Origin of the sequence: Leptospira kmetyi serovar Malaysia str. Bejo-Iso9, from assembly GCF_000243735.2 — a bacterium.
In the GTDB taxonomy this organism is placed as follows: Bacteria; Spirochaetota; Leptospiria; order Leptospirales; family Leptospiraceae; genus Leptospira; species Leptospira kmetyi.
On record NZ_AHMP02000003.1, the window covers coordinates 1,522,171 to 1,543,157 of the forward strand.

Annotated in this window: 22 protein-coding genes; 5 read left to right on the forward strand and 17 right to left on the reverse strand. The window is 45.5% G+C overall.

Annotated features, from left to right (window positions below; translation table 11 throughout):
- Positions 1–114: 114 nt before the first annotated feature.
- The 12 genes from LEP1GSC052_RS09500 to LEP1GSC052_RS09560 all read right to left on the reverse strand — a co-directional run bounded on the left by LEP1GSC052_RS09500 (position 115) and on the right by LEP1GSC052_RS09560 (position 14,096).
- Positions 115–543: a DUF4345 family protein gene (locus LEP1GSC052_RS09500; protein WP_040912937.1), complete on the reverse strand. Its 429-nt coding sequence runs from the start codon at positions 541–543 to the stop codon at positions 115–117.
- A gap of 124 nt (positions 544–667) precedes the next feature.
- Positions 668–1,735 (reverse strand): helix-turn-helix domain-containing protein, encoded by a 1,068-nt coding sequence (locus tag LEP1GSC052_RS09505; protein WP_010575569.1) that lies wholly within the window; start codon positions 1,733–1,735, stop codon positions 668–670.
- A gap of 1 nt (position 1,736) precedes the next feature.
- Entirely contained in the window at positions 1,737–2,552 is an 816-nt protein-coding gene (locus LEP1GSC052_RS09510; protein ID WP_010575570.1) for an Lp29 family lipoprotein, read from the reverse strand.
- A gap of 302 nt (positions 2,553–2,854) precedes the next feature.
- On the reverse strand, positions 2,855–3,655 hold the full coding sequence (locus LEP1GSC052_RS09520; protein ID WP_010575572.1) for an Lp29 family lipoprotein: 801 nt from the start codon (positions 3,653–3,655) through the stop codon (positions 2,855–2,857).
- 132 nt (positions 3,656–3,787) lie between these two features.
- Positions 3,788–5,797, reverse strand: a complete 2,010-nt coding sequence (locus LEP1GSC052_RS09525) for a putative Ig domain-containing protein (protein WP_010575573.1) — start codon at positions 5,795–5,797, stop codon at positions 3,788–3,790.
- Positions 5,798–6,243: 446 nt separating this feature from the next.
- Entirely contained in the window at positions 6,244–6,723 is a 480-nt protein-coding gene (gene lsa16, locus LEP1GSC052_RS09530; RefSeq protein ID WP_010575574.1) for an E-cadherin-binding lipoprotein adhesin Lsa16, read from the reverse strand.
- Between the two features lie 13 nt (positions 6,724–6,736).
- Complete coding sequence (locus tag LEP1GSC052_RS09535; protein ID WP_010575575.1) at positions 6,737–7,960, reverse strand: hypothetical protein; 1,224 nt, start codon at positions 7,958–7,960, stop codon at positions 6,737–6,739.
- A 5-nt stretch (positions 7,961–7,965) separates the two neighbouring features.
- Complete coding sequence (locus tag LEP1GSC052_RS09540) at positions 7,966–8,547, reverse strand: c-type cytochrome (protein ID WP_010575576.1); 582 nt, start codon at positions 8,545–8,547, stop codon at positions 7,966–7,968.
- A gap of 14 nt (positions 8,548–8,561) precedes the next feature.
- Entirely contained in the window at positions 8,562–9,113 is a 552-nt protein-coding gene (locus tag LEP1GSC052_RS09545) for a DUF3341 domain-containing protein (RefSeq protein WP_010575577.1), read from the reverse strand.
- The gene (nrfD, locus tag LEP1GSC052_RS09550; RefSeq protein WP_010575578.1) at positions 9,113–10,480 is read right to left on the reverse strand and encodes an NrfD/PsrC family molybdoenzyme membrane anchor subunit; all 1,368 of its coding nucleotides are present in this window, start codon (positions 10,478–10,480) and stop codon (positions 9,113–9,115) included. Before nrfD ends, LEP1GSC052_RS09545 begins: the two co-directional genes overlap by 1 nt.
- Before the next feature lie 25 nt (positions 10,481–10,505).
- On the reverse strand, positions 10,506–13,571 hold the full coding sequence (locus LEP1GSC052_RS09555; RefSeq protein ID WP_010575579.1) for a TAT-variant-translocated molybdopterin oxidoreductase: 3,066 nt from the start codon (positions 13,569–13,571) through the stop codon (positions 10,506–10,508).
- Between the two features lie 18 nt (positions 13,572–13,589).
- A complete protein-coding gene (locus LEP1GSC052_RS09560) occupies positions 13,590–14,096 on the reverse strand; it encodes a cytochrome c3 family protein (RefSeq protein ID WP_020986727.1) in 507 nt (168 codons plus the stop codon).
- A gap of 296 nt (positions 14,097–14,392) precedes the next feature.
- Here LEP1GSC052_RS09560 and LEP1GSC052_RS09565 point away from each other — a divergent pair, with 296 nt between their 5' ends.
- Positions 14,393–15,256 carry an endonuclease/exonuclease/phosphatase family protein gene (locus tag LEP1GSC052_RS09565; RefSeq protein WP_010575581.1) on the forward strand — a complete coding sequence of 288 codons (864 nt, stop codon included), beginning with the start codon at positions 14,393–14,395 and terminating at the stop codon, positions 15,254–15,256.
- Between the two features lie 15 nt (positions 15,257–15,271).
- Here LEP1GSC052_RS09565 and LEP1GSC052_RS09570 read toward each other — a convergent pair whose 3' ends face one another.
- Positions 15,272–15,856 carry a TetR/AcrR family transcriptional regulator gene (locus tag LEP1GSC052_RS09570; RefSeq protein ID WP_010575582.1) on the reverse strand — a complete coding sequence of 195 codons (585 nt, stop codon included), beginning with the start codon at positions 15,854–15,856 and terminating at the stop codon, positions 15,272–15,274.
- Between the two features lie 110 nt (positions 15,857–15,966).
- On the opposite strand from LEP1GSC052_RS09570, the gene LEP1GSC052_RS09575 reads away from it, so the two are divergent.
- The 3 genes from LEP1GSC052_RS09575 (at position 15,967) to LEP1GSC052_RS09585 (ending at position 17,748) form a co-directional block, all read left to right on the forward strand.
- Positions 15,967–16,770, forward strand: coding sequence for an alpha/beta fold hydrolase (locus LEP1GSC052_RS09575; RefSeq protein ID WP_020985883.1), 804 nt, complete (start codon positions 15,967–15,969; stop codon positions 16,768–16,770).
- A 118-nt stretch (positions 16,771–16,888) separates the two neighbouring features.
- Complete coding sequence (locus LEP1GSC052_RS09580; RefSeq protein ID WP_020986771.1) at positions 16,889–17,239, forward strand: DUF2200 domain-containing protein; 351 nt, start codon at positions 16,889–16,891, stop codon at positions 17,237–17,239.
- Positions 17,240–17,307: 68 nt separating this feature from the next.
- Positions 17,308–17,748 (forward strand): VOC family protein, encoded by a 441-nt coding sequence (locus LEP1GSC052_RS09585; protein WP_020985653.1) that lies wholly within the window; start codon positions 17,308–17,310, stop codon positions 17,746–17,748.
- A 168-nt stretch (positions 17,749–17,916) separates the two neighbouring features.
- On the opposite strand, the gene LEP1GSC052_RS09590 is transcribed toward LEP1GSC052_RS09585, so the two are convergent.
- The 3 genes from LEP1GSC052_RS09590 to LEP1GSC052_RS09600 all read right to left on the reverse strand — a co-directional run bounded on the left by LEP1GSC052_RS09590 (position 17,917) and on the right by LEP1GSC052_RS09600 (position 19,737).
- Positions 17,917–18,447 (reverse strand): MepB family protein, encoded by a 531-nt coding sequence (locus tag LEP1GSC052_RS09590; protein ID WP_010575586.1) that lies wholly within the window; start codon positions 18,445–18,447, stop codon positions 17,917–17,919.
- Positions 18,448–18,548: 101 nt separating this feature from the next.
- Positions 18,549–19,277, reverse strand: a complete 729-nt coding sequence (locus tag LEP1GSC052_RS09595; protein WP_010575587.1) for a hypothetical protein — start codon at positions 19,275–19,277, stop codon at positions 18,549–18,551.
- Between the two features lie 28 nt (positions 19,278–19,305).
- Positions 19,306–19,737 carry a MarR family winged helix-turn-helix transcriptional regulator gene (locus tag LEP1GSC052_RS09600; protein WP_010575588.1) on the reverse strand — a complete coding sequence of 144 codons (432 nt, stop codon included), beginning with the start codon at positions 19,735–19,737 and terminating at the stop codon, positions 19,306–19,308.
- A gap of 137 nt (positions 19,738–19,874) precedes the next feature.
- On the opposite strand from LEP1GSC052_RS09600, the gene LEP1GSC052_RS09605 reads away from it, so the two are divergent.
- Complete coding sequence (locus tag LEP1GSC052_RS09605) at positions 19,875–20,261, forward strand: DoxX family membrane protein (protein ID WP_010575589.1); 387 nt, start codon at positions 19,875–19,877, stop codon at positions 20,259–20,261.
- 67 nt (positions 20,262–20,328) lie between these two features.
- Here LEP1GSC052_RS09605 and LEP1GSC052_RS09610 read toward each other — a convergent pair whose 3' ends face one another.
- Positions 20,329–20,769 carry a MaoC family dehydratase gene (locus LEP1GSC052_RS09610; RefSeq protein WP_010575590.1) on the reverse strand — a complete coding sequence of 147 codons (441 nt, stop codon included), beginning with the start codon at positions 20,767–20,769 and terminating at the stop codon, positions 20,329–20,331.
- Positions 20,770–20,987: the final 218 nt, after the last annotated feature.

Consider the following 20,987-nt stretch of genomic DNA (forward strand, 5'->3'; position numbering starts at 1 on the left):
CGTAACAAATAGAGAGGCGCAATGAGCGTCGAACGTTGCGACTTAAAAAACACGTTGTATGAAACGGTAATTCCCCTTCACCCTCGATCGATTCGGTCGAGGGTGTTTTTTTAATTAAGAACGTTTTAAGATCCAGGTTCCGATCAGAATCGCTCCGATCTCGGTCGCCATGCTGATATAAATGTACTCGTTGCCCGGTCCGTCCAAAACGAGAGTGTAAATTCTCCCCGACAAAAGTCCGACTGCCGCGGTGAGCGCCAAAACGACGGATGACTTTTTAAATTCTTCCCTGAACAAACCCAAAACGAAAAGGGCGCTTATGCCCAAACAAAGTCCTCCATACATCGCCCTAAAATCGGCGAGGGCCGCGGAATCTCTGATTTCGATTCCGATTAAGGAGGCGAGTCGAATCGGAATGAAAAAGAATCCCAGCGTAAAGCCGCCGTAAACGATCAGGTTCATAACGAGATAAACTTTCGAGATTAAGGAGAGAATTTTATTTCCGTCCGCGGTTCGATTCATTGCGATACTATCAGTTTGCATTCTTACCTACCTTGTTGAACGATCAACATAGATCCAGTATGCGCCCGCTTCAATTCGAAATCGACCGGTGTTATAACGGCTTACACATTTTTTAATGCGAAATCGAATTTTTCGGGTTTTAGGATTAGACCTTGGCGGTTTTTCGAAAATCGATCGGCGTTTTTTCGGTGAGTTTCAAAAAGGCTTCGTTGAAGGAGGAACGATTGTTGAATCCGACTTCCATCGCGATTTCCAAAACGGTTTTGTCCGTTTCCTTCAAAAGTTTTTTTGCCTCTTCCACCCTGTATTGATTCAACCACACGAAAAAACTTTTGTTGAGTTTGCGGTTGATGAGTTCGGATAATTGATGGGTCGTCAACGAAACTCTTTCGGCGACGTAGCCGAGAGAAACCTCTTCGTTTTGATACATCCTTTCGGTTTCCATCATCGTTTCCAAACGGGCAAGAATGGAATCCACTTCCAAACCTCCCAATCTGGATCGGGAATACTTCGCCTTAACGAGTTCGACGTGAATCGTTTCTTCCAGATTCGAATATTCTTTTCGAACATAATAGATTCCGCATAAAGCAATCGAAACGACTACCGCCGAAATTTTCAAAAAGAAGATCCCGTAATAAAGTCCGAGAAGCCCGAAAGCGGAAACCGTGGTGAAATCCATAAAACAGATCCAAATCAAAATTCTCAGTTTCATTTCGGAAACCGCGGAAAGAATCCGAAAGATCAAGACTCCGAATAAAAAGGAATAAACTCCGGCAAACCCGTAGATCCAAAAGATCCAGTTCACGTTTTCGAAGGGAAGATCCGGGTTTCTTTCCCAAGGAAGAATCAAGGTTTCTCTCGGAACGACGAACAAGACAAGACCGCACAAAGCGGCCGGAACAAAGGAAAGAATCGACTTCGTATTCCATTGAAATTCTTCTTCAACCATCGCTCTCAAAGCGACGTACGCGACCGGGCCGATCAGAAACAAAACGGGAAGACTGAATCGAACGTATAAGACCGTATTTTGAAAAACGCCCTGAAATGAAATCGCATTCAAGATTTGTAAAATTCCGATCAGAAGCAGAGCGGCGGAGAAGTAGATTTGAAATTTAGTTTTTTTGAATGTGATCCATTCTGAAACGGAGAGTAAAAACGCGAGAAACCCGCCGAAAACGGCAAAGGCATTGGCGAACCATTCTACGTAGATCATATCACTTTCGAAACGCCGCTTGTGCCTGGATAAAACTCGCGACGTCGGCTTCGAATTTCGGTCCCTGTTCCTGATACACGAACTTAGGGGGAGAAGTCACCTGCTTCAGAGCGTTGCATCCCATTCTTTTACATTCTTCCGGAACCGAAGAGGCCCAGACCGCGCCCAAAACGGAATATCCGTTGTCGTATTTGATGGAAGTCAGTTGATTCAGATTCTTATCGAAGATTCTGATTTCGGTTCCGGCCTGCAAAGACGCATAACTTGGAATCAAACCGAAACTGATCACGGAAAAAATGGACGTGAACAATTGAATCGCGCCGCTTCCTGCGTGTTTCGGGGTTTGAAACGCGGGCGTATGAATTCCGAGAACGTAATAATCGACTCCGATGTCCTTGAGTTTGAAGATTTTTTCGTCTCCCTTTTTTTCAACGCTCGTTACGTAGGTAAGTTCGAGAACTCCGCTTTCCTTAACCTCGTTCAAATAATCCTGAACGAATTTTTTCACCTTATCCGAGGATATGTCCTTTCTATATCCTACCGATTTCAGATCGGACGCGTACGATCCATTCTGAAATTTTAATATAGTTCGATCGGGATAAATCAGATTCGCGGTATAAATCCTCGTTTCCGCGGAAGACTTCGTGATCTCCGCTTCGTAAGGACGAAACCCGATATACGCGATTTTCACCTTGGACAAATTCGGAATCGAAGCCGTCGCTTCCGGAGGGGATTGTTGGACGTAATAGTGATAATTGCAATCGAAGACGCAAAGAAGACTGAATAATAAGAATCCAAATGTTTGATCGTATCTCATAGACTTTCCGAAATCCGCGGATCGAGACGAAACCCGATCCGTTTTCGTATTAGATTCTCCTTAATGATTTCCGAACGCAATCAAAAAGAAGAATCGAATGTGCCGAAATCCGAAAAATTAAATCTTCGATCCGCAACAATACGAATCGGATTTCAAAACCTAAGTTCGATTCCGAAATTCAAGTAAGGAATTTTATTCTTATCGGTTTTAAAGAACCGCAATCCGTTCCGATAAATGTATCGAACCTCGGGGTTGACGTTCGCGCCTACGGAAGAAACGGCAAGAAACGATTCTTTGTCGATCTAATTGGATCCTTTCGTTTGAATCGAATGAAGCACGTCCTCTTCGATCTTTGGACCCATTCCGTCGTAAACGAACTCGTACGGAGAATCGAAGTTTCCTCGATTGCATTTAAAGCTATGACAATGATCCGGACTTGCCGAAGCCCAAACCGCGGATACGGAAGTATAAGAATTATCGTATTCAAGTCTGTTGACTAACTTTAAATTTTTATCATATACCCGAACCTCGGTATTCGCGAGTTCGGAAGAATAGATCGGAAACAAACCGAACGAAACGATGGAAAAAAAGACCGAAAAAACCTTTCCGAGCGAAATCCCGATATGAGCGTCTTTGACAAACGCGGGGCCGTGAATTCCGATCACGTAATAATCCACCGGATAATTCTTAAGTTTATAAACGAACTGCGAGCCTTCCTTCTTTTCCACTTCGACCAGTTGAGAAATTTCGAACGCTCCGCTGGACTTTACAAGATTCAAATATTCGAATGCAAACGCCGCGACTTTTTCGGAAGGAATATCGGTTCTTACGCCTTCGTTTTTCATTTGGTCGATAAAAACCCCGTTTTCGAGTTTCGGAATCGTTCGATTTTTGTAGTTTAAATCCGCCGTGTAGGTGCTTCTTCTTCCGCTTACGCTCGTAAGTTTGGCGCTGTAGGTTCTAAACCCGAGATAGGCGATCTTCGGTTTTTTACCGACAACGGCGGTTTGTCCCATAACCGGGAATTCTTTTACGTAAAAATGTCTGTTGCAACTGATTGCGGCCAAAATGCAGATCGCCGCAAGGATATGTATTTTTCTCAACGTGTTGTCCTTGAACCTTGAATTCTATTTCGATTCTAAAAAAACCGGAACCTAAGAAGTTCCGATTCTTTACGGAAGATATATAGTTCAACGTTGCGAACAAGGTCATCGTTCGTCGCTTTTACGTTTAGATCACTTGTAAAAAATATCGACCGCGCCCGAGTTCGATACGCTGTCGTTGTCGGTTGCAGGCGTGGGAGGCGCTCCGGTGGATCGATTCCAAATCGTTCCAAGTCCGTCGTCGTCGTTTTGAGCGCCGACCGCGATCAAATCTCCGTCGATACAAACCAAAATTCCGAACGCATCCGAGGCTTCCGCGTTCGGAGCTTTGAGATAGGATTGAAAGGTCCATCCGCTTGCCAATTTTCGAAACACATATGCCGCTCCGGAATTACTTACGGAATCGTCGTCGGCTCCGGGTCCCGGAAGAACCGCAGGAGAATGTAAAATGGACGTGGAAGAACTGTCTTCTCCAATCGAACCGACTACGATCATATCTCCGTAAACGGAAACGCTTCTTCCGAAGTTATCGTTCGCTTCGATATTCGGCGATTTCAAATACGCTTCAAACGCCCATAGGCTTCCGGTTCTGCGGAACACATAGACCGCACCGGACGCAAGGGTAGAATCGTCGTCGCCCGCCGTTGTGAGAGTGGGTCCGAGAGAATGGGAAATCGTCGTTTGGGCGCTGTCTTCGTTGTAGGCTCCGACCACCGCGACGTTTCCGTCGTCCGAAAGATCCAAAGTTACTCCGAACTGATCGCTGTTGTCCGCGTTCGGGGCTTTGAGATACGATTCGAAAGCCCAGGCAGCGCCGGTTTTGCGAAATACGTAAACTGCTCCCGAAGTGCTCAGAGAATCGTCGTCGCCCGCAGAAGTAAGATTCGGTCCCAAAGAATTTAGAATCGAAGTGTTCCCGCTGTCCTCTCCGACCGCTCCGGCGATCAACGTGTCGCCTCTGACTTGAATTTTTCCTCCGAATAAATCCGAGTTCTCCGGATTCGGAGCTTTGATATAGGCGTCCCAAGCCCAAGTTGTTCCGGTTCTTTCAAAGATATAAACCGCCCCCGCTGTCGACGCAGAATCATTGTCGGTCGCTCCGGAAAAACCAGGGGCCGGAGCCTGAATAATCACGCCTAAACCGCCCCGTTCCTGAATGGCGCTGACTGCAATTCGATCACCCGAAATCGAAACGCTCGCACCGAATTGATCTCCCTGACCGATATCAATGTTCGGAGCTTTGAGATACGCTTCTAACGCCCAAGTCGTTCCGGTACGACGGAAGACATACGCCGCACCTGCGCTCAACGCAGTGTCATCGTCTCCCGCAGGCGTCAAACCGGTAAAGGGAGAATGGAGAATGCCGGAATTCCCGTCCTCCGCCCTAGCTCCGACAACGATCGTATCTCCCGAGATCGCAACGGCGCATCCGAATTGATCGTTTGCTTCCGCGTTCGGAGCTTTGAGATAAGCCTCCAAAGCCCAAGTTGTTCCCGTGCGTCGAAACACATAGGCCGCTCCGGAGCCGCTTGCGGAATCGTCGTCCCCCGCCGAAGTCAAACCCGCAAACGGACTGTGAAGAATCGCGGTTTGAGCGCTGTCCTCTCCGCACATTCCCAGCACCAATGTATCTCCGGAAAGATCGAGATCAAAACCGCCGCTTGTATCGCTGATATCCGGATTCGGAGCCTTCAAAAGACTTTCCCATTCCGCGTTGAGGGCATCGACCGCAATTTGAATCGAGGCGGAAGAAGAACCGGAAGAATTCGAAGCCGTAATCGTATAAGAAGACGCGCTCTGTTTCGTCGCGGGAATTCCCGTAATTTCCCCCGTCGTCGAATCGAAGGAAAGACCGGAAGGCAACGCGGGCGAAATCGAAAACGAAGTCGCACCCGCCGCGTTCGGCTGAATCGCCGAGATCGCGATATTCTTTACAAATTGAAACGAACTCGTCGTGTACGTCAAGGTTGGAGGAGTTCCCACAAAAGGAGGATTGAGTTCCGTAACCGTGATCGAAGTCGGATTTCCCAAAAGCATAAATGCCGGATCAAGATTTCGATTCTGCAGACATCCCGCAGGAATCAGAGACAGAAGAGAAACAAACCAAACGGATCGATTCCAAGAAATAAATTCTTTCTGCATGGGTTCTCTCTTCTGTCCTTCCAAAAAATTCAAAGAATATCTTTGTACGGGAGAATCGTAGGTCAATCCAAGAGAATCAACAACCCTGTTTATAAATGAGGAAATCTACGATTATAAGCATCCAAGAACGTTAGCCGTCATCTTAAAAATGCAACTTCAACTGTAACTAACTACAAGAAAGACATCCGGCGCGCAATGCAACTACAGGAAGGACCATTGTAACAGGTTAACAGCGGCAACCTCCATTTCGAAGATGATTTCAAGGTCAACGGCGACAGGACCTCGAAATTGCATCTGATCCAATGGCGACTAACTTAACTTATAACAAAGTTTATTTCAGATCCAGCCATATCCACGACGACCGCAAAGATGGTCAGGACAAAAAAAATCCATGCCCTTCTTTCGAAGCGGCATGGAGCTTTCCAATGGTTGTAACGGTTGCTGATTTACTTTTTCAGTTCAGGCGCAAGTTCTGCCAAAGGAACCTTATCCTTAGGAAGCGAAGCATAATCCGGGAATTCGTATCCGTTCGGATAATGTTCGTGATCTTCAGGATTGTAAAAGTGGATATAATCTTTGCTGTATCCCCAAGTAAAAACGGACTTGGAAGGATCCTGACCCACAACTAAACAACGGGGGTTGATCCACCCTTCGCTCTTTTCGGTTTTCACACGAACGAAAGGTTTCGGATTTGCTTGATGATTTCTATAATCGTAAACTCTTACAACGGAACCCGGAGCGATTCTTTCCTTAACCGCGGATGTTGCATCCGCTTCGGCAAAAATCGGAACGGTAGGTTCCAGAGAAGGATTTACTAAAGAAGGATCGCAATTCTTATGATTGGTAACCTGCGCGAGTTTCGAACAGGCTCCCAAAAAAAGAGCCATACTTGTTAAGAGAACGGTCAGTTTTAAATTCTTTTTCATCGTTCCTCCTCTCTTATTGATGATGATGTAAGGATTGATCCAATCTTGGATCTCCCACCGGAATCAGAGCCGCGGACTCGTAACGTTTCAACACTACGAAACCGAAAAGACCGATAAAACCGATCACCGCTCCGAGAGTTACGATCAAACCGGAAAGTTGAAAGTTTTCGAAGTTAGCGGGGAACACCAGCCAATAGATTTCGATCACTTGTGTAAACACGATCCAGATCGCTACTTTCACGAGGAAGTTGATGTCTCTTTTGTTCGGTCTGTTTAAGAGCAACAAGAACGGAAGAATGAATTTGATAAACGGAAGAGCGTAAGTAAACACTTCCCATCCGCCGGTCAATCTCTGCTCGTAAAAGAAAGTTTCTTCCGGAATGCTCGCATACCAGATCAACATGAACTGGGAAAATCCTACGTAAGCCCAGAACACGCAGAAACCGAGCATGAACTTACCGATATCGTGGATATGGTTTTCGTTCACGAGATTTCCGAGATAACCTTTCTTTTTCAGAAAGTAGATCATGATTACGAGAGTGGAAAGACCGGTTTGATACGCTCCGGCAAAACAATACACTCCAAACATGGTTGAGAACCAATGCGGCGTAAGAGACATGATCAAATCGAAAGAAGCGAGGGAAAAGGAAAGAGCGAAGAATACGATAAATCCTCCGGCCAATCTCGCGTTGAACTGAGTGTGAGCTACGTCCTTATCGCCGTCTTGTTTGGTGGAACGTTTGTGGAACAACCAACCGAACGCAGACCAAGCCGCTCCGAAAAGAATCATTCGGATCACAAAGAAAGGAGTGTTCAACAACGGTTTTTTATGCTGAAGCAGATGATCGTGTGCTACAACTTCTTCGTGGCTCCACTCGTAGAGGTCGTGAATTCCGACCGTGGTGATCAGGAGCAGAACCGCAACGACAGGAAGAAACAATCCGTAACCTTCCGCGAGTCTTCTAACGGTGATGGACCAATGTGCGCCGGTGATGTTGCTGATCGCGGTGAAAAAAACACCCGCAAGAGAAATCCCGGTGATAAAGAAGGTTCCGATCAAAAACGCGGACCAAGCCGGGTTGGAATGTCCACCCTCGTGTCTTGGAGGAGTATGAGAAAGGGTAAAATACCCGATGAGTAAACTTAAGACCCCGATCCCGATCATCCCGAAAAGGGCGCTGCGGGTTTTGGAGTCGAGTTTAAAGTTAATCAGATTTTGTTCGACTTTGACTTCCATGATTCTTAATTCCTAGCCACGTCTTTTTTTGTTCTGTTGTCGTATTCCTGGAGTTTTCTCACGTAGAGAACGATCTTCCAGCGGTCTTCCGGAGAAACTTGAGAAGCGTAGCTTTTCATTCTTCCCCAACCCGCGGTCATCACGTGATAGATCTGTCCGTCGGAATATCCTTGGATCTTAGGAGAAATCACGGCAGGAACCGGAAAACCGATTCTTGGAGCCGGACCTACGATGGTTCCATTCCCCGCTCCTCTTACTCCGTGGCAAGGGGAACAATAGGTTTGGTATTTAGCCTCTCCCTTTTGGAGATTGGCTAAATCGTTTTTAAAAGGATTAGAAAGTCCTTTATTCGGTAATTGTGTTACATCCAATCCGAGATACTCGTATGGATAATAATTCACCGGAACCGCTCCTTTCGGAGGAATTCTGGAAGCCGCGCCGTCGTGTGCGATCGGATCTTCTTCCTGAGCTTCTCTCGCCGGAGAATCCGCCATATCCGGAAAGTATTCCAGAGGAGGCGTTTTGGACTCGCAGTTCCAAAGAAGAACAGCGGCCAAAAGAAAAATTAGAGATTTGTAATATTTCATTCTTATCCCTGCTCCTATTTCACAACCTCGACGTTTTTTCCGCCGAGACCCTTGATGAAGTTCACCACTTCGTCTTCCTTATAACCTTTGGAAGAGGAAGGAATCCAGAGTGCGAACTTGTCCGTAGTGATGTCCGGATGCAAAACTCTCCGATTTACTTTCGGAAGCCTTGTTAGGAAGAACATCGCCGCAGCGGTTCCCACACCGGCCATAAACACGGTGAATTCGAACGTAATCGGAATATACGCGAACCATGCGTTCAGGTTTTTACCGGAGATATTGATGGGCCAATCGAACTTGTGAGTCAGATACTGCATTCCGAAACCCACGGTGCATCCGAAAAGTCCCATGAAGAATGTAACCCAAGGAAGACCGGAACGGGGAACTCCCATCGCGTCGTCCAATCCGTGAACCGGATACGGAGTGAAACAATCGAAGCCGGTATAATTCTTCTCTTTGGTTTTTTGCGCCGCAGAGATGATCTCCGCGGGGCTGTCGAAAAGCCCGAATACTCCCGAGCTTGTTTCTTCGAACGTATGAAATTGTTCTTTATGAGGTTTATACATCAGTGGTGTCCTCCGTCTTTGTGAGGCATAACGGTTTTAACTTCCGCAACCGCGATAACCGGCATGATTCTGCAGAACAGAAGGAACAACGTGAAGAAGATTCCGAACGTTCCGATGAGCATCATGAAGTCGTAAACGGTTGGGATATACATATCCCAGCTGGAAGGAAGGAAGTCCGCGTGAGTCGTCATAACGATCACATATCTTTCGAACCACATACCGATGTTTACGATGATGGAAATGATAAACATAACCGGGATATTGGTTCTGAGTTTTTTCCACCAGAATACCTGTGGAGAAAACACGTTACAGCTAAACATGATGAAATACGCCCAACCGTAAGGACCGAACGCTCTGTTTACGAAAGTAAAACCTTCGTATTCGTTACCGGAATACCAAGCCATAAAAAACTCGGTGGAGTAAGCGAGACCCACGATCAAACCGGTTACCATGATGACCTTGTTCATGTTTTCCAAGTGTTTCATGGTGATGTAGTCTTTCAGGTTGAACACTTCTCTTGCGATTACCATCAGAGTCACAACCATTGCGAACCCCGAGAAAATCGCTCCTGCCACGAAGTAAGGAGGGAAGATCGTAGTATGCCATCCGGGAAGAATGGAAACCGCGAAGTCGAAGGATACGATCGTGTGAACCGAAAGAACCAGAGGAGTGGAAAGAGCCGCGAGGATCATCGCCACCATTTCCAAATGAGACCAAGCCTTGTTGGAACCGACCCAACCTAAGGAAAGAATGTCGTAAATCTTACGTTTCATTTCTCCTTTGGAACGGTCTCTTACGGCCGCGATATCCGGAATCAAACCGATATACCAGAACACGAGAGAGATCGTTAAGTAGGTCGAAACCGCGAACGTATCCCAAATCAGAGGAGAACGGAAGTTCACCCAAAGAGGTCCTCTTTCGTTCGGATACGGGAATAACCAGAATCCCACCCAAGGTCTTCCGATGTGGATGATCAGGTTGGAAGCGGCGGTTAATACGGCGAAGATGGTCATCGCTTCTGCGGCGCGGTTGATCCCGGTTCTCCATTCTTGGCGGAACAGATAAAGAACGGCTGAAATCAGGGTTCCGGCGTGACCGATCCCGATCCAGAATACGAAGTTTACGATGAAGAATCCCCAAGCCACGGGATTGTTGATCCCGAGAATGTAGAGACCTTCCCACATCAGGTATCCGATGATACCTAAGTCGATAACGGTAATGGTAAGAACCAGAAGGAAAGCCTTCCACCACAGAGAAGTGGGGAACGCTTCGACCGGTCTTAAGATATCCTCGGTAACGTCCCGAACCGACTTACCGCCGGTTACGAGAGGCTGGATATCCAGGGCTTCTTTGACTGCGTTGGACATTGACATAGCTTTTTACGTTACTCCATTAAATTGAGCTTCTGACCCGGGTCAGGTAAGCGACCTGAGGACCGACGTTCAGATATTCGAGGACACGGAAGGATCTCGGGCTGGAAGAAAGTTTCGCAACTTCCGAATCCTTATCGTTGGTGTTACCAAAGCTGATCGCATCCGCCGCACAACTTTGTTGGCATGCGGTTTTAACTTCTCCGTCTTTCAGAACACGGCCTTCGTTTTTAGCCGCGATCTTCGCTTCCGCGATTTTGTGGGAACAGAAGTTACATTTTTCCATAACCCCGCGACCACGAACCGCAACCTCGGGATTGAGTCCCAAGTAACGAGGAGCTTTGGAACCTTCCGCTCCGTTATACCAGTGTTGCATCCAGTTAAAACGTCTTACTTTGTAAGGACAGTTGTTCGAGCAGTAACGAGTTCCCACACAACGGTTGTAAACCATGTCGTTGATCCCTTCGGAACTGTGAACGGTTGCGAGAACCGGACAAACGGTTTCGCAAGGAGCGTTGTCGCACTGTTGGCAAAGCATCGGTTGGTGAGCTACTTGAAGAGTTTCAGGTTGATCCGGTTCGCCGATATAATAACGGTCGATTCGGAGCCAGTGCATTTCGCGGCCGACACGAACCTCGTCGCGACCTACGACCGGAATGTTATTCTCCACTTGGCAAGCGATCACACAAGAACCACAACCGGTGCAAGAGGAAAGATCGATGCTCATTCCCCACTTGTAACCAGGATATGCGTAAACCGGATTTGCACCCGTAGCGTTTACGAGTTTACCGTCTTTGAGAATCTGAGGAATTTCGGACGGAGCCTTGCCGGAAGCAGGGTCTTTGCGATATTCTTCGATCGAAGTGGATTGAACGATTGGACGATTCGGATAACCGAAACCCGGAGACAACATGTGGTGGTGTTGAGTGCAAGCGAGCTTGTAAGTTTTACCCGTTTTTTCCAAAGAAGTAACGGCGATACCGGAATAGATTCCGTTTTCGGAAAGACCGTAAGCGTTCTTACCGACTCCGGTTCCGACCGCACCCGCCGCCGTTCTACCGTAACCGACCGCGATACCGATCGCTTCTTTGTGCATACCCGGTTGGATCTGCGCCGGAAGTTCGATCGTTTTGTTTGCGGTTTTTAAAACCAGAACGTCGTTGGAAGAGATTCCCTTTTCTTTTGCAAGAGCGGGAGAAATAAGAATGTAGTTGTCCCAAGTAACCTTGGTCACCGGGTCCGGAAGTTCTTGAAGATGCGCGTTGTTCGCGGCTCTACCGTCTCCGATCGCGGATGTTTCATACAACGCGAGTTTTAATCCCGCCGAAGAAGAAGCGATCTTTTTGAGAGAAGAACGGTTGAAGTTTCTGGAAGAACCCGCGACTTTCTTGCGCTCGGAAGCCTTGAGCGTCGTTCCCGCTCTTAAGAGGTCTTCCCATCTTTGTTTCGAACCGAGTTTTTTAGTCCAAGAATTCTTCACGTATTCGTAGAAGCTGGATTCTCCGCCGAGCGAACCGCCCGCAAACGCGATCAAGCTGTCTTCGAAAGAACGAGAGTTGAACAACGGACGAACCGCAGGTTGTTGAATGGAGAAAATTCCCTTCGTAACTTCGGCGTCTCCCCAAGATTCGAGGAAGTGCGTGGTGGTCGCAAGAACGTTAGCCGCAAGAGCGGTTTCGTCCGCACGATCCGTGAGAGCCACGACCAAAGCCGCTTGGTGAAGAAGATTCTTCCATTCTTCTCCGGCTTGATAAACCAGGTTTACGTCGTTTACGAAAAGAACTCCGACCTTGGTTTGTTTCAGCTCGGAAGCTAAAGAATTTAGATTGTTGGAATAATCCGCAACGCCTTCTTTTTTCGGGCTGGAATGATCCACGGTTTTGCCGTCGTTTTCCAGAACGCTGTTGAGAAGGTTTACGAGGATTTGAAGATCCACCGCGTCTTTTGTGGAAGCCGCAAGACTTCCCGCAACCACGAGGGACTTTCCTTTGTTCGACCAAAGAGCCTTTGCGGTTTTGCGGATGCTGTCTTCGCTTACACCGAGAGAAGAAGAAAGGCTTGCTACGGTTTCACCGCCGAGAGCGTCCTTCGTGTTCGCGCCGAGTTCGCCGAGAGCCGCCGCAATCGCGAGAGCGAGTTTAGTCTGATCGCCGGGACGAATCGGAAGACGAAGATCCGCGTTGGAACCGGACATCGTAGGAATCGATTCGGCCGCAACGTAGAGGTTTACGTCTTTTGCGCCGTTACGAAGGTTTCTTCTTTTGGAGAAATCCTTTTGGTGTTCTTCGGGAGAAAGCCAGTTCCCCATAAAATCGCAATCGATGGAAAGAATCACGTTTGCGAGATCGAAATGATAGTTCGGAATCAGAGCCTTGCCGTAAGAAGCGGCCTGCCCTTTTGCAACGACGTCTTCCGCGGAAGTAAGAGAAATCTCGTAGTGTTTACCACCGCCTACAGTGCGGATAAAATCTCCGATGATCGCCTTTGTAGAAGGAGAATCCAGAGGTTTTGTTACGACAACCGTCTTACCTTTGTTAGCCGCAAGAACCGCTTTTACTTTTGCGTCGATCGTAGCCCAGTCGGATTTAACTTCGACTCCGCCTTCGATGGTCGCCGGGTTTTGCGCTCTATCCGGATCGTAAAGATCGAAGATGGAAGCCTGACCCGCGGCGCTCAGAGCGCCTTGAGAAACCGGGTGATCCGGATTTCCTTCCAGTTTTAAAGGACGACCGTCCCTCGCTTTAACGAGAATACCGGTTCCCGCAAAAACGGAAGCGTAGTAGTAGGAATGTCCGTGTTTCACGAAATCGTATTGAGCGTTTTCGTCCGCTTTGTTGAGATCCACGTAAGGAACGATTTTCTCAACGGGCTTGCGGATACAGTTTAAGGAAGTCATCGCGACTCCCGCGCCCATCAGTTTTAAAAAGGATTTACGATCGAATTCTCCGGATTTGATTCTCGCGATCAAAGGATCGGGAGAAGTGAAGAATTCGGACTTCTGCATCTCTTTGACTTCTTCGTCTTTGTCTCTCAGATCGTAAGACAGCCAGTGAGCCTTCTTTTCTTTTTGGAAATTTTTTTGATCCATGCTAAGTATTACTCCCGGTTATCTGTGGCAGGTTGAACAGTCGGTCGGTGCGTTGTTCTCTCTGTGACAATCCACGCAGTATCCCATGTTAAGGGACGCTACTTGTTTCACTTTGACCATCTCCGCTACGTTACCGTGACACTGAGAACAATCCACTCCTCTCGAAATGTGACGAGAGTGATTGAACTGAACGTGGTCAGGCATGTCATGAACTTTGATCCATTCGATCGGCTTATTGTCGTTATACGACTTAGCGAGTTTCTTGATCAGAGGTTTGGAGGTTGCTACCAGAGAGTGGCAGTTCATGCAAGTGGAAGAGGATGGGACTGTTGCGTGTGCTGAGGTTTCTACCCCGGTGTGACAGTATTTACAGTCTATCTTATTATCTCCGGCATGTATCTTGTGATTAAAGGGTATAGGCTGATCGGGCGCATACCCAACATACTTGGAGGGAGAGAAAATCAGATACGCTACGGCCGCGAGGGCAATGAGCGGTACCGAAAGTTTCAGTGCTCTGTTATTCATTCGTATGAAGTCCCTATGAATCCAATATTGGTATTGGAAACAGGATTTTTGGCTCTGTAAAAAATTGCAAGTAAACGAAGAACCGACGACTTTCCCTTTGCGTTTATTTTGAAGTTTACTTGAGAATAAGTATCAATTAGAAAAGTTTCATAAAGGAAAAAATAATTTTCGAAATGGAAGAAAAAATTTTTAAAACTTCGAAGCTAAAAATTTTAAAAACCGGAAAATTTCGGAAACCGAGAATGGAAATTATCCAAACTCTCAAAAAGAAAACTGTCTAAGGAGAATTTTTTACGATGCACAAAATTAAGATCCGCTCCTTGCAAAGAATTCTTTTGTCGATTCTTCTTTTTTTTGCAGTGCTCCTTAGTCCTAAGTCGCTTAAGGCACAGGATTCTCGGGTGAGAATCGCAAGTTTTAACGCGATGTTTCTCTATGATGAGATCGGAGATGAGAAAAAATCGCCCCAAGGAAGGATTCCTAGAAAGAAATCCGACTTCGAAAAAATCAGAACGCACCTTTCCAAGATCGATCCCGATATCATCGCTCTCCAAGAAGTGGAAAATGAAGAAGCGATTTGGAAAATTCTGCCGAAATCTTTTTCCTGTTCTCTCACAAAGAAAGTCGTCGGATACGATCAAAGGGTCGGGATCTGTTGGAAAAACAAATTCCGCGCAGTGGACGCGGCTCCATTTTCCATTCTTTCGATTGAACCTGGCTTGAGAAGCGGAGTGGAAGCGATTCTTTTCATCGGAAAGAAAGAATATTCCTTTTTGAGCGTTCATCTGAAAGCCGGAAACTCGAAGAGAGACAGAAATCTTAGATCGAAACAACTCCTCGTCTTAAACGAAATTTTAAAAACAAAGAAGAATTATTTTCTTCTGGGAGATATGAATTCTCCTCTCGGCAAGGACAATCGGTCCTGGAATCTTCTGGCGCAAAACCTGAATTTAAAGAATCCGGGACGTTATGCGAAACAGAGCTGCTGGGGACACAAGGATCTGATCGATTTGATTTTGACGAACGTCGATACGGGCGGCTCGAAGCTCAAGCAGGTTCCGTTTTCGGAAGACGACGGAAGTTTCGACGGCGATCCCGCCGAGGAACAAGGTCTTTCCGATCATTGTCCGGTCGTGTTGGACGTGCGTTTGGGAGAATGAAGATATCAAAAAAAATCAAGAACCGAGTTCCACATTCTTTGCAAGTTCTTTGAACTTACGATCCATCGCTTCGATATGTTGCATATTTTTCGTTAGTTTCCACAACGTTACGTGTCCTTGATAGATCGCGAGCATCTCGAAGGCGATATCCTTTGCTTTTAAATCCTTACGAACGGTTCCGTTCTTTTGCAAACCGGAAACGAAATCGGAAAGTAGTTTCATCCAATCCCGACTGATTTCCTCCATCTTCGGAGTAAAAAGTTCGATATCGTCTTTCGAAAGTTGATACGCGAAACCGGCAAAGGGACAACCGTGAAATTGATTCTCTTTGATACTTTTCTTAATATACCAGATCCATTTACTCAAATATTCCCCGAGCGATTTTCTTTTGTTTACCCAGAGTTCGATTCGTTTAAACAAATCCTCTTTCATCATCTCCAGATACGCCAACCCGAGTCCCGCCTTGGATCCGAAATGATGGTATAAACTCGTCTTCGCCAAATTGCATTTGTTTAGAATTTCGGCCAAGCCGGTGTTATTGTATCCGTTCGTATAAAATAAATCGGCCGTGATGGCCAATATATCCTCTTTTCCCGACATGTAGAACCTGCCCTTTTCGCGACCTCGTCGTTTTCAAGAAATTTCCTTGACTCAGTACGTACCGTTCGGTACATAAAATCATAAATCAAATTGTTGGAAAAGAATTTTTTATGAGTGAGAAAGAAAAAAAGGGAATCGTGGAAGAATTCGATCTAAACATAAACGGCTCTTTCGTAAAAATCGCAAAGTTGAAAAACGAATACGCCGATCGGCCCTATCTCGTCTTTTTGCACGATTCTTTGGGCTGTATCGCGCTTTGGAGAGAGTTTCCGTTTTTGTTGGCGGAAAAAAATCAATACAACGCGCTCGTATACGATCGAATCGGTTACGGGAAATCGGGTCCGTTCACCGAGAAAAAACGGGATCATTCTTATTTGGAAAAGGAAGCCGATATTCTTTATCAAATTCTACAAACGTTACATCTTAAAAAAACGATTCTATTCGGACACAGCGACGGAGGTTCCATCTCCTTAATCGCAGCCGCAAAATATCCCGAATCGATCGCGGGAGTCGTTACGGAAGGCGCGCACGTTTTAGTGGAAGAGATCACGCTCAATGGAATCCGCGAAGCCGTGGAATCGTATCGAACCACAAAATTAAAACAGGTATTGGAAAAATATCATTCCGATAAGACGGACGACGTTTTCAAAGCCTGGTCCGAAACGTGGCTTTCGGATACATTCAGAAATTGGAATATTGAGCGTTTCTTGCCTTCCATTCAATGCCCCGTGATGGCGATCCAAGGGGAGAAGGACGAATACGGAAGCGAAGATCAAGTCGATTCGATCGTAAATCAAGTCTCCGGAAAATCCTTTAAGAGAATGATCCCCGACGTAAAACACAGTCCGCACAAAGAAGCTCCGAATCTCATTCTCGAAGAAACAAGCGAATTTCTGCGGGATCTTTCTCCGTAACGAGTCGAAGTAAAAATCGACTTGTGGTTCCCAAACGTGCTTTTAGAAAAGTTCTTTCAAGTTGGAAATTTATCGGATACTTTTTCGTAAAGGACGATTTCTTACGGAGAAAATTAGAATGGAAAACCATAAAATTTTTACGATGTCCTTCGCCAGTGTTTATCCTCTGTATGTGAAAAAAGCGGAAAAAAAAGGACGCACTCAATCCGAAGTCGATCAGATCATCTTTTGGCTTACCGGTTACGATGAAAAATCCTTACGAAAACTTCTGAAGGACAAAATCAACTTCGAGGAATTTTTCGATCGTGCGCCCCGCTTAAACGAAAACGTCTCCTCGATCAAAGGAATGATTTGCGGCTATAGAATCGAAGAGATGGAAGAAGGACTTATGAAAAAGATCCGTTACCTCGACAAGCTGGTCGATGAGTTGGCCAAAGGAAAGGCAATGGAAAAGATATTACGAAAATAATATATAACAATCGATTCTGAAATGAAAAACGTTTTTATCGAGAAAAAATAAAGAATGGAGATACGGTCATGGCTCTGAAGCGAATGGATAACGTAGGAATTGTCGTAGAGGATCTCGAAGCCACGATCGCTTTGTTCGTGGAACTCGGTTTGGAATTGGAAGGACAAATGCGAGTCGAAGGATCTTGGGCGGATCGAGTCGTAGGACTGAATGGTATGCAAGTGGATATCGCGATGTTGCGAACTCCGGACGGACACAGTCGATTAGAATTGTCGAGATTTATAAAACCCGAGGTTATCAAACCGGAACTCCGAAACGCGCCGGTAAACACTCTCGGATACAGTCGAGTTATGTTTGCGGTCGAGAACATCGAGGACGTTCTCGCACGTCTTAAAACTCATGGAGTTCAACTCGTAGATCAAGTACAAAGATATGAGGATAGTTATCTGCTTTGTTACGTTCGTAGTCCGGAAGGTTTTATCATCGCGTTAGCCGAGGAACTCAAGTAAGAAAATACCAGAATCGAACCTTCCGTCTTCTTGAATCGAATTGAAATCCATTGCTTGCAACCTCCGATTCGAATTTTTTTCAAGAGAGTCAATCTGTGAAATGCGTTTATTCATAGAATCAGCTCCGATTTCAAATGTCTTTCGCCTTGATCGTTTATAGCGGGCAGATCAAGATTTAAGATTCAACAATTCCCGAAGTCGCAAAGTATCGTTTGGATCTATTTTATGATTTTCGAAGAAATACCGTGACTGCCAAACTTGAGACGCAAGCGCTTGTTTACTGGACGGCGATTCCCAAGAAGGATAAATTCGAAATCCCCTCTTCCCTTCTTTGTTTGCGGTGAAAATCCCTTTTTCGATCAGAATCTCTTTGTTAAATACGAAGTGCCCGACTCGATTCGATTTTCGAACTTCAATGACGACAAGATCGACCTTATCTTTTTTGTGATAAGGCGCGGTGATCCCATTCTTATTTCTTTTCCAAAGAGTAACGAACATTCCGATTTTCTTTGGAGTAATTTTTGCCAATCGGAAGACGACTTGTTTATTATTTAAGGCGAAAGACGCCGCATTGTAATCGTCGCTTTCCTTTTCGATCCGATAATCTTCGATTTCCAGATCGCAGTTTTTGGAGAATAACAATCGTACTTCGTTTAAAATCGCAGGAAGTTTTTTTGAGGTCGTTGTTTGACTCTGCATGGACCGTCACAATGTTTGATTCTTGTAGATTGGGAATTAGAATTCGGCGACTTAGCGTGGGTGAATGCGGTTTTGGAAAGTTTGCAGTTCGAGCACTTCAATCATATTTGATTCGATCGCAATTCCGCAATAAAATTTTCGAATCCATTCCGGACCAATACAGGATCTACCATTTGTTCCTGTAATTCGCAAAACTTGCTTTCAAGAAGATTGATTCGCTTTACAATAGAATTTTCATATTCTTCACTCTTATATTGAACTCCGAACATCCTTTCAGAAATACTTTCTGAAGTCGTCTCACCGACTTCCAATTGCGGTTTTGAATTCAACAATAAAGCGATGATAAAAATCGAAATCATATCTTTAGAATTTTCCAAGTCAGCCAAATAATCTTTGTATTTACTTGATCCAAGCCAACTCAGTTCAAACAAACAGCGATAAGATAGGATCGGTTCAACGGAGGGTTTATAATAATTTTCATAGGCATATTCTAAATATTGAGCGTTTTCCGATTCAGATATTTTTCCAATGTTATAAATGGAACTATGTGTTTTACTTCGATTTACAGGATTCAGATTTTTCACCAATACGTTCATAAAACCGTGTTCTTTTAAATCGGTATAAAACCTGTTCTTCTCTTCTTTCGTTAAATCGGAACCGATTAAAAAATCTCTCGCATAGGTAACGGCATGTCCATAACCTTCAGGAGAAGCGTCTTGAATATAACGAGTAATTTCCGCGGCCAGCGGAGCGGAACCGTACAACACATACGTATCTCTTAACTTTAAATCAAAATCATAATTCGAAATGAGATTTGATATATTCATCATGATAGAATTTCCCGAAACCTCGACCCGCTCAACCGATATCCCCAAAGACCATTCTAAAATCCTTAAGTATCCTCAAAAGAATCGATTGATCCTCCTTGGAAACCGCGCCCAAATACGGTTGAAAATGTTTCATCAAAGTGCGCGGAATGATTTTTTCCAAACCTTGACCGTATTTCGTAAGAGTCACAACGGTCGCCCTCTTATCCATTTTGGAAGGCGTTTTCGAAATCAAACGTTTTCGTTGCATTCTCGCTACCGTGCGGGAAGCGGAAGGAGCGTCTTGAAGGGTCAAAGAAATGATCTGCGCCTGGGAAAGCGCGCCCTTCTCCCAGAGCGCCGCTAAAATCTGCCATTGCTCGGGCGTTAACTCGTAAGTTTTGAGCGCGTGCATCAACTCGCGGCGAAACAAAAGCGCCACCCTATACACGTTAAAACCGATCTGATCGTCCAAATTGAACATTTTTCAATAAAATCCGATCCGAACATTTTGTCACGATTTATTTGTTCGGACAAATAATCGGCTTGACATTTTTTCGGGATCGGTTAATACGAAATTTAGTTGTCCAGACAAGCATTTTCAGGCAACAAGGAGTTTATATGAAACTAATGGATCGAATCGTACGTTGTGCGCTGGCCTGCGTTTTCATTTTGTTCGGATTGAGTAAATTTTACGCTTTTATGCCCGTTCCGCCGATGATGCCGAAGGCCGCAAACTTTATAGGCGCGCTCGTATCTTCGGGTTATTTATGGCAAATGGTAGGAATCTTCGAAGTCTTAGGCGGATCGGTTTTGTTATTCGATCGGACCTCGAACATAGGTCTTATATTGTTGGGACCGGTCATCGTAAACATCGTGACGTATCTTCTTTTCTTACAGATCGGAATCGGTTTTCCTCCGATCGCGATGACCGTGTTTCTTTTAAGCGGGTTTGTTTTTTTGGTTTATAGACGCAGGGAAGAATGGTCCAAACTTCTTTTGGGTTGAAGAAAAAATTTCAGAACTCGTTGTCGAGGATTCCGATCGCGGATCAAAGCGCGCCGAAAATCCTCGATCACGAGTTCTCTCGTTTCAAAAACAACATCTTTCCTTTAAAGGACATCACGATCTCGTCCTTCTGGTTGATCAGTTCATTCTTCCCCATCACAAGACCGAGATTGGCTCGAAATTTACTCTTTTCTAATATGATAAATCTTCCTCGAAGAGTATCGCCCGCGAAAACGGGACGTTTCCACTTCAACTCTTCCAAACCGGGCGAACCCATTCCGTGAGCGCGATTCATCAGATGATCCACGAAAAGTTTCATATAAACCGCGGTGCTCTGCCAACCGGAAGCGATCAGTTCCCCGTAAATCGAATCTTTCGCTTTTTCTTCGTCGATATGAAACGGTTGAGGATCGTATTTTAAAGCGAACTCGAGCATTTCCTCTTTCGACAAAGTATAACTTCCCAATTCGAAAATCTCGCCGACCTGCAAATCATCAAAATATTTCATGAAGAATGATTCTACAACGGGGCTTTCTATGCGAAACACAAAAATCGGGGATTCGGCGGAGGAAAAATTCTCGGGTGAAAAATAAAAGGGAGAATGCGGAAGGAAAAGGAAAAGCAGTCCCCGGTTTTACCCAGGGACCAAAACCAAACCAGGCTCACAATTTAGCCTAATTCATTTTTCGGGTGAAACCTAAAATTCCCCTCGTCTTTTTTTCAAAA

Coding starts and splice junctions, on each gene's coding strand:
- LEP1GSC052_RS09540 (WP_010575576.1), bottom strand. CDS start 8,547: ATGAAATATTACAAATCTCTAATTTTTCTTTTGGCCGCTGTTCTTCTT.
- LEP1GSC052_RS09610 (WP_010575590.1), bottom strand. CDS start 20,769: ATGAAATATTTTGATGATTTGCAGGTCGGCGAGATTTTCGAATTGGGA.
- LEP1GSC052_RS09565 (WP_010575581.1), top strand. CDS start 14,393: ATGCACAAAATTAAGATCCGCTCCTTGCAAAGAATTCTTTTGTCGATT.
- LEP1GSC052_RS09580 (WP_020986771.1), top strand. CDS start 16,889: ATGGAAAACCATAAAATTTTTACGATGTCCTTCGCCAGTGTTTATCCT.
- lsa16 (WP_010575574.1), bottom strand. CDS start 6,723: ATGAAAAAGAATTTAAAACTGACCGTTCTCTTAACAAGTATGGCTCTT.
- LEP1GSC052_RS09510 (WP_010575570.1), bottom strand. CDS start 2,552: ATGAGATACGATCAAACATTTGGATTCTTATTATTCAGTCTTCTTTGC.
- LEP1GSC052_RS09505 (WP_010575569.1), bottom strand. CDS start 1,735: ATGATCTACGTAGAATGGTTCGCCAATGCCTTTGCCGTTTTCGGCGGG.
- LEP1GSC052_RS09500 (WP_040912937.1), bottom strand. CDS start 543: ATGCAAACTGATAGTATCGCAATGAATCGAACCGCGGACGGAAATAAA.
- LEP1GSC052_RS09535 (WP_010575575.1), bottom strand. CDS start 7,960: ATGGAAGTCAAAGTCGAACAAAATCTGATTAACTTTAAACTCGACTCC.
- LEP1GSC052_RS09585 (WP_020985653.1), top strand. CDS start 17,308: ATGGCTCTGAAGCGAATGGATAACGTAGGAATTGTCGTAGAGGATCTC.
- LEP1GSC052_RS09595 (WP_010575587.1), bottom strand. CDS start 19,277: ATGATGAATATATCAAATCTCATTTCGAATTATGATTTTGATTTAAAG.
- LEP1GSC052_RS09545 (WP_010575577.1), bottom strand. CDS start 9,113: ATGTATAAACCTCATAAAGAACAATTTCATACGTTCGAAGAAACAAGC.
- LEP1GSC052_RS09560 (WP_020986727.1), bottom strand. CDS start 14,096: ATGAATAACAGAGCACTGAAACTTTCGGTACCGCTCATTGCCCTCGCG.
- LEP1GSC052_RS09570 (WP_010575582.1), bottom strand. CDS start 15,856: ATGTCGGGAAAAGAGGATATATTGGCCATCACGGCCGATTTATTTTAT.
- LEP1GSC052_RS09525 (WP_010575573.1), bottom strand. CDS start 5,797: ATGCAGAAAGAATTTATTTCTTGGAATCGATCCGTTTGGTTTGTTTCT.
- LEP1GSC052_RS09555 (WP_010575579.1), bottom strand. CDS start 13,571: ATGGATCAAAAAAATTTCCAAAAAGAAAAGAAGGCTCACTGGCTGTCT.
- LEP1GSC052_RS09605 (WP_010575589.1), top strand. CDS start 19,875: ATGAAACTAATGGATCGAATCGTACGTTGTGCGCTGGCCTGCGTTTTC.
- LEP1GSC052_RS09590 (WP_010575586.1), bottom strand. CDS start 18,447: ATGCAGAGTCAAACAACGACCTCAAAAAAACTTCCTGCGATTTTAAAC.
- LEP1GSC052_RS09600 (WP_010575588.1), bottom strand. CDS start 19,737: ATGTTCAATTTGGACGATCAGATCGGTTTTAACGTGTATAGGGTGGCG.
- nrfD (WP_010575578.1), bottom strand. CDS start 10,480: ATGTCCAACGCAGTCAAAGAAGCCCTGGATATCCAGCCTCTCGTAACC.
- LEP1GSC052_RS09575 (WP_020985883.1), top strand. CDS start 15,967: ATGAGTGAGAAAGAAAAAAAGGGAATCGTGGAAGAATTCGATCTAAAC.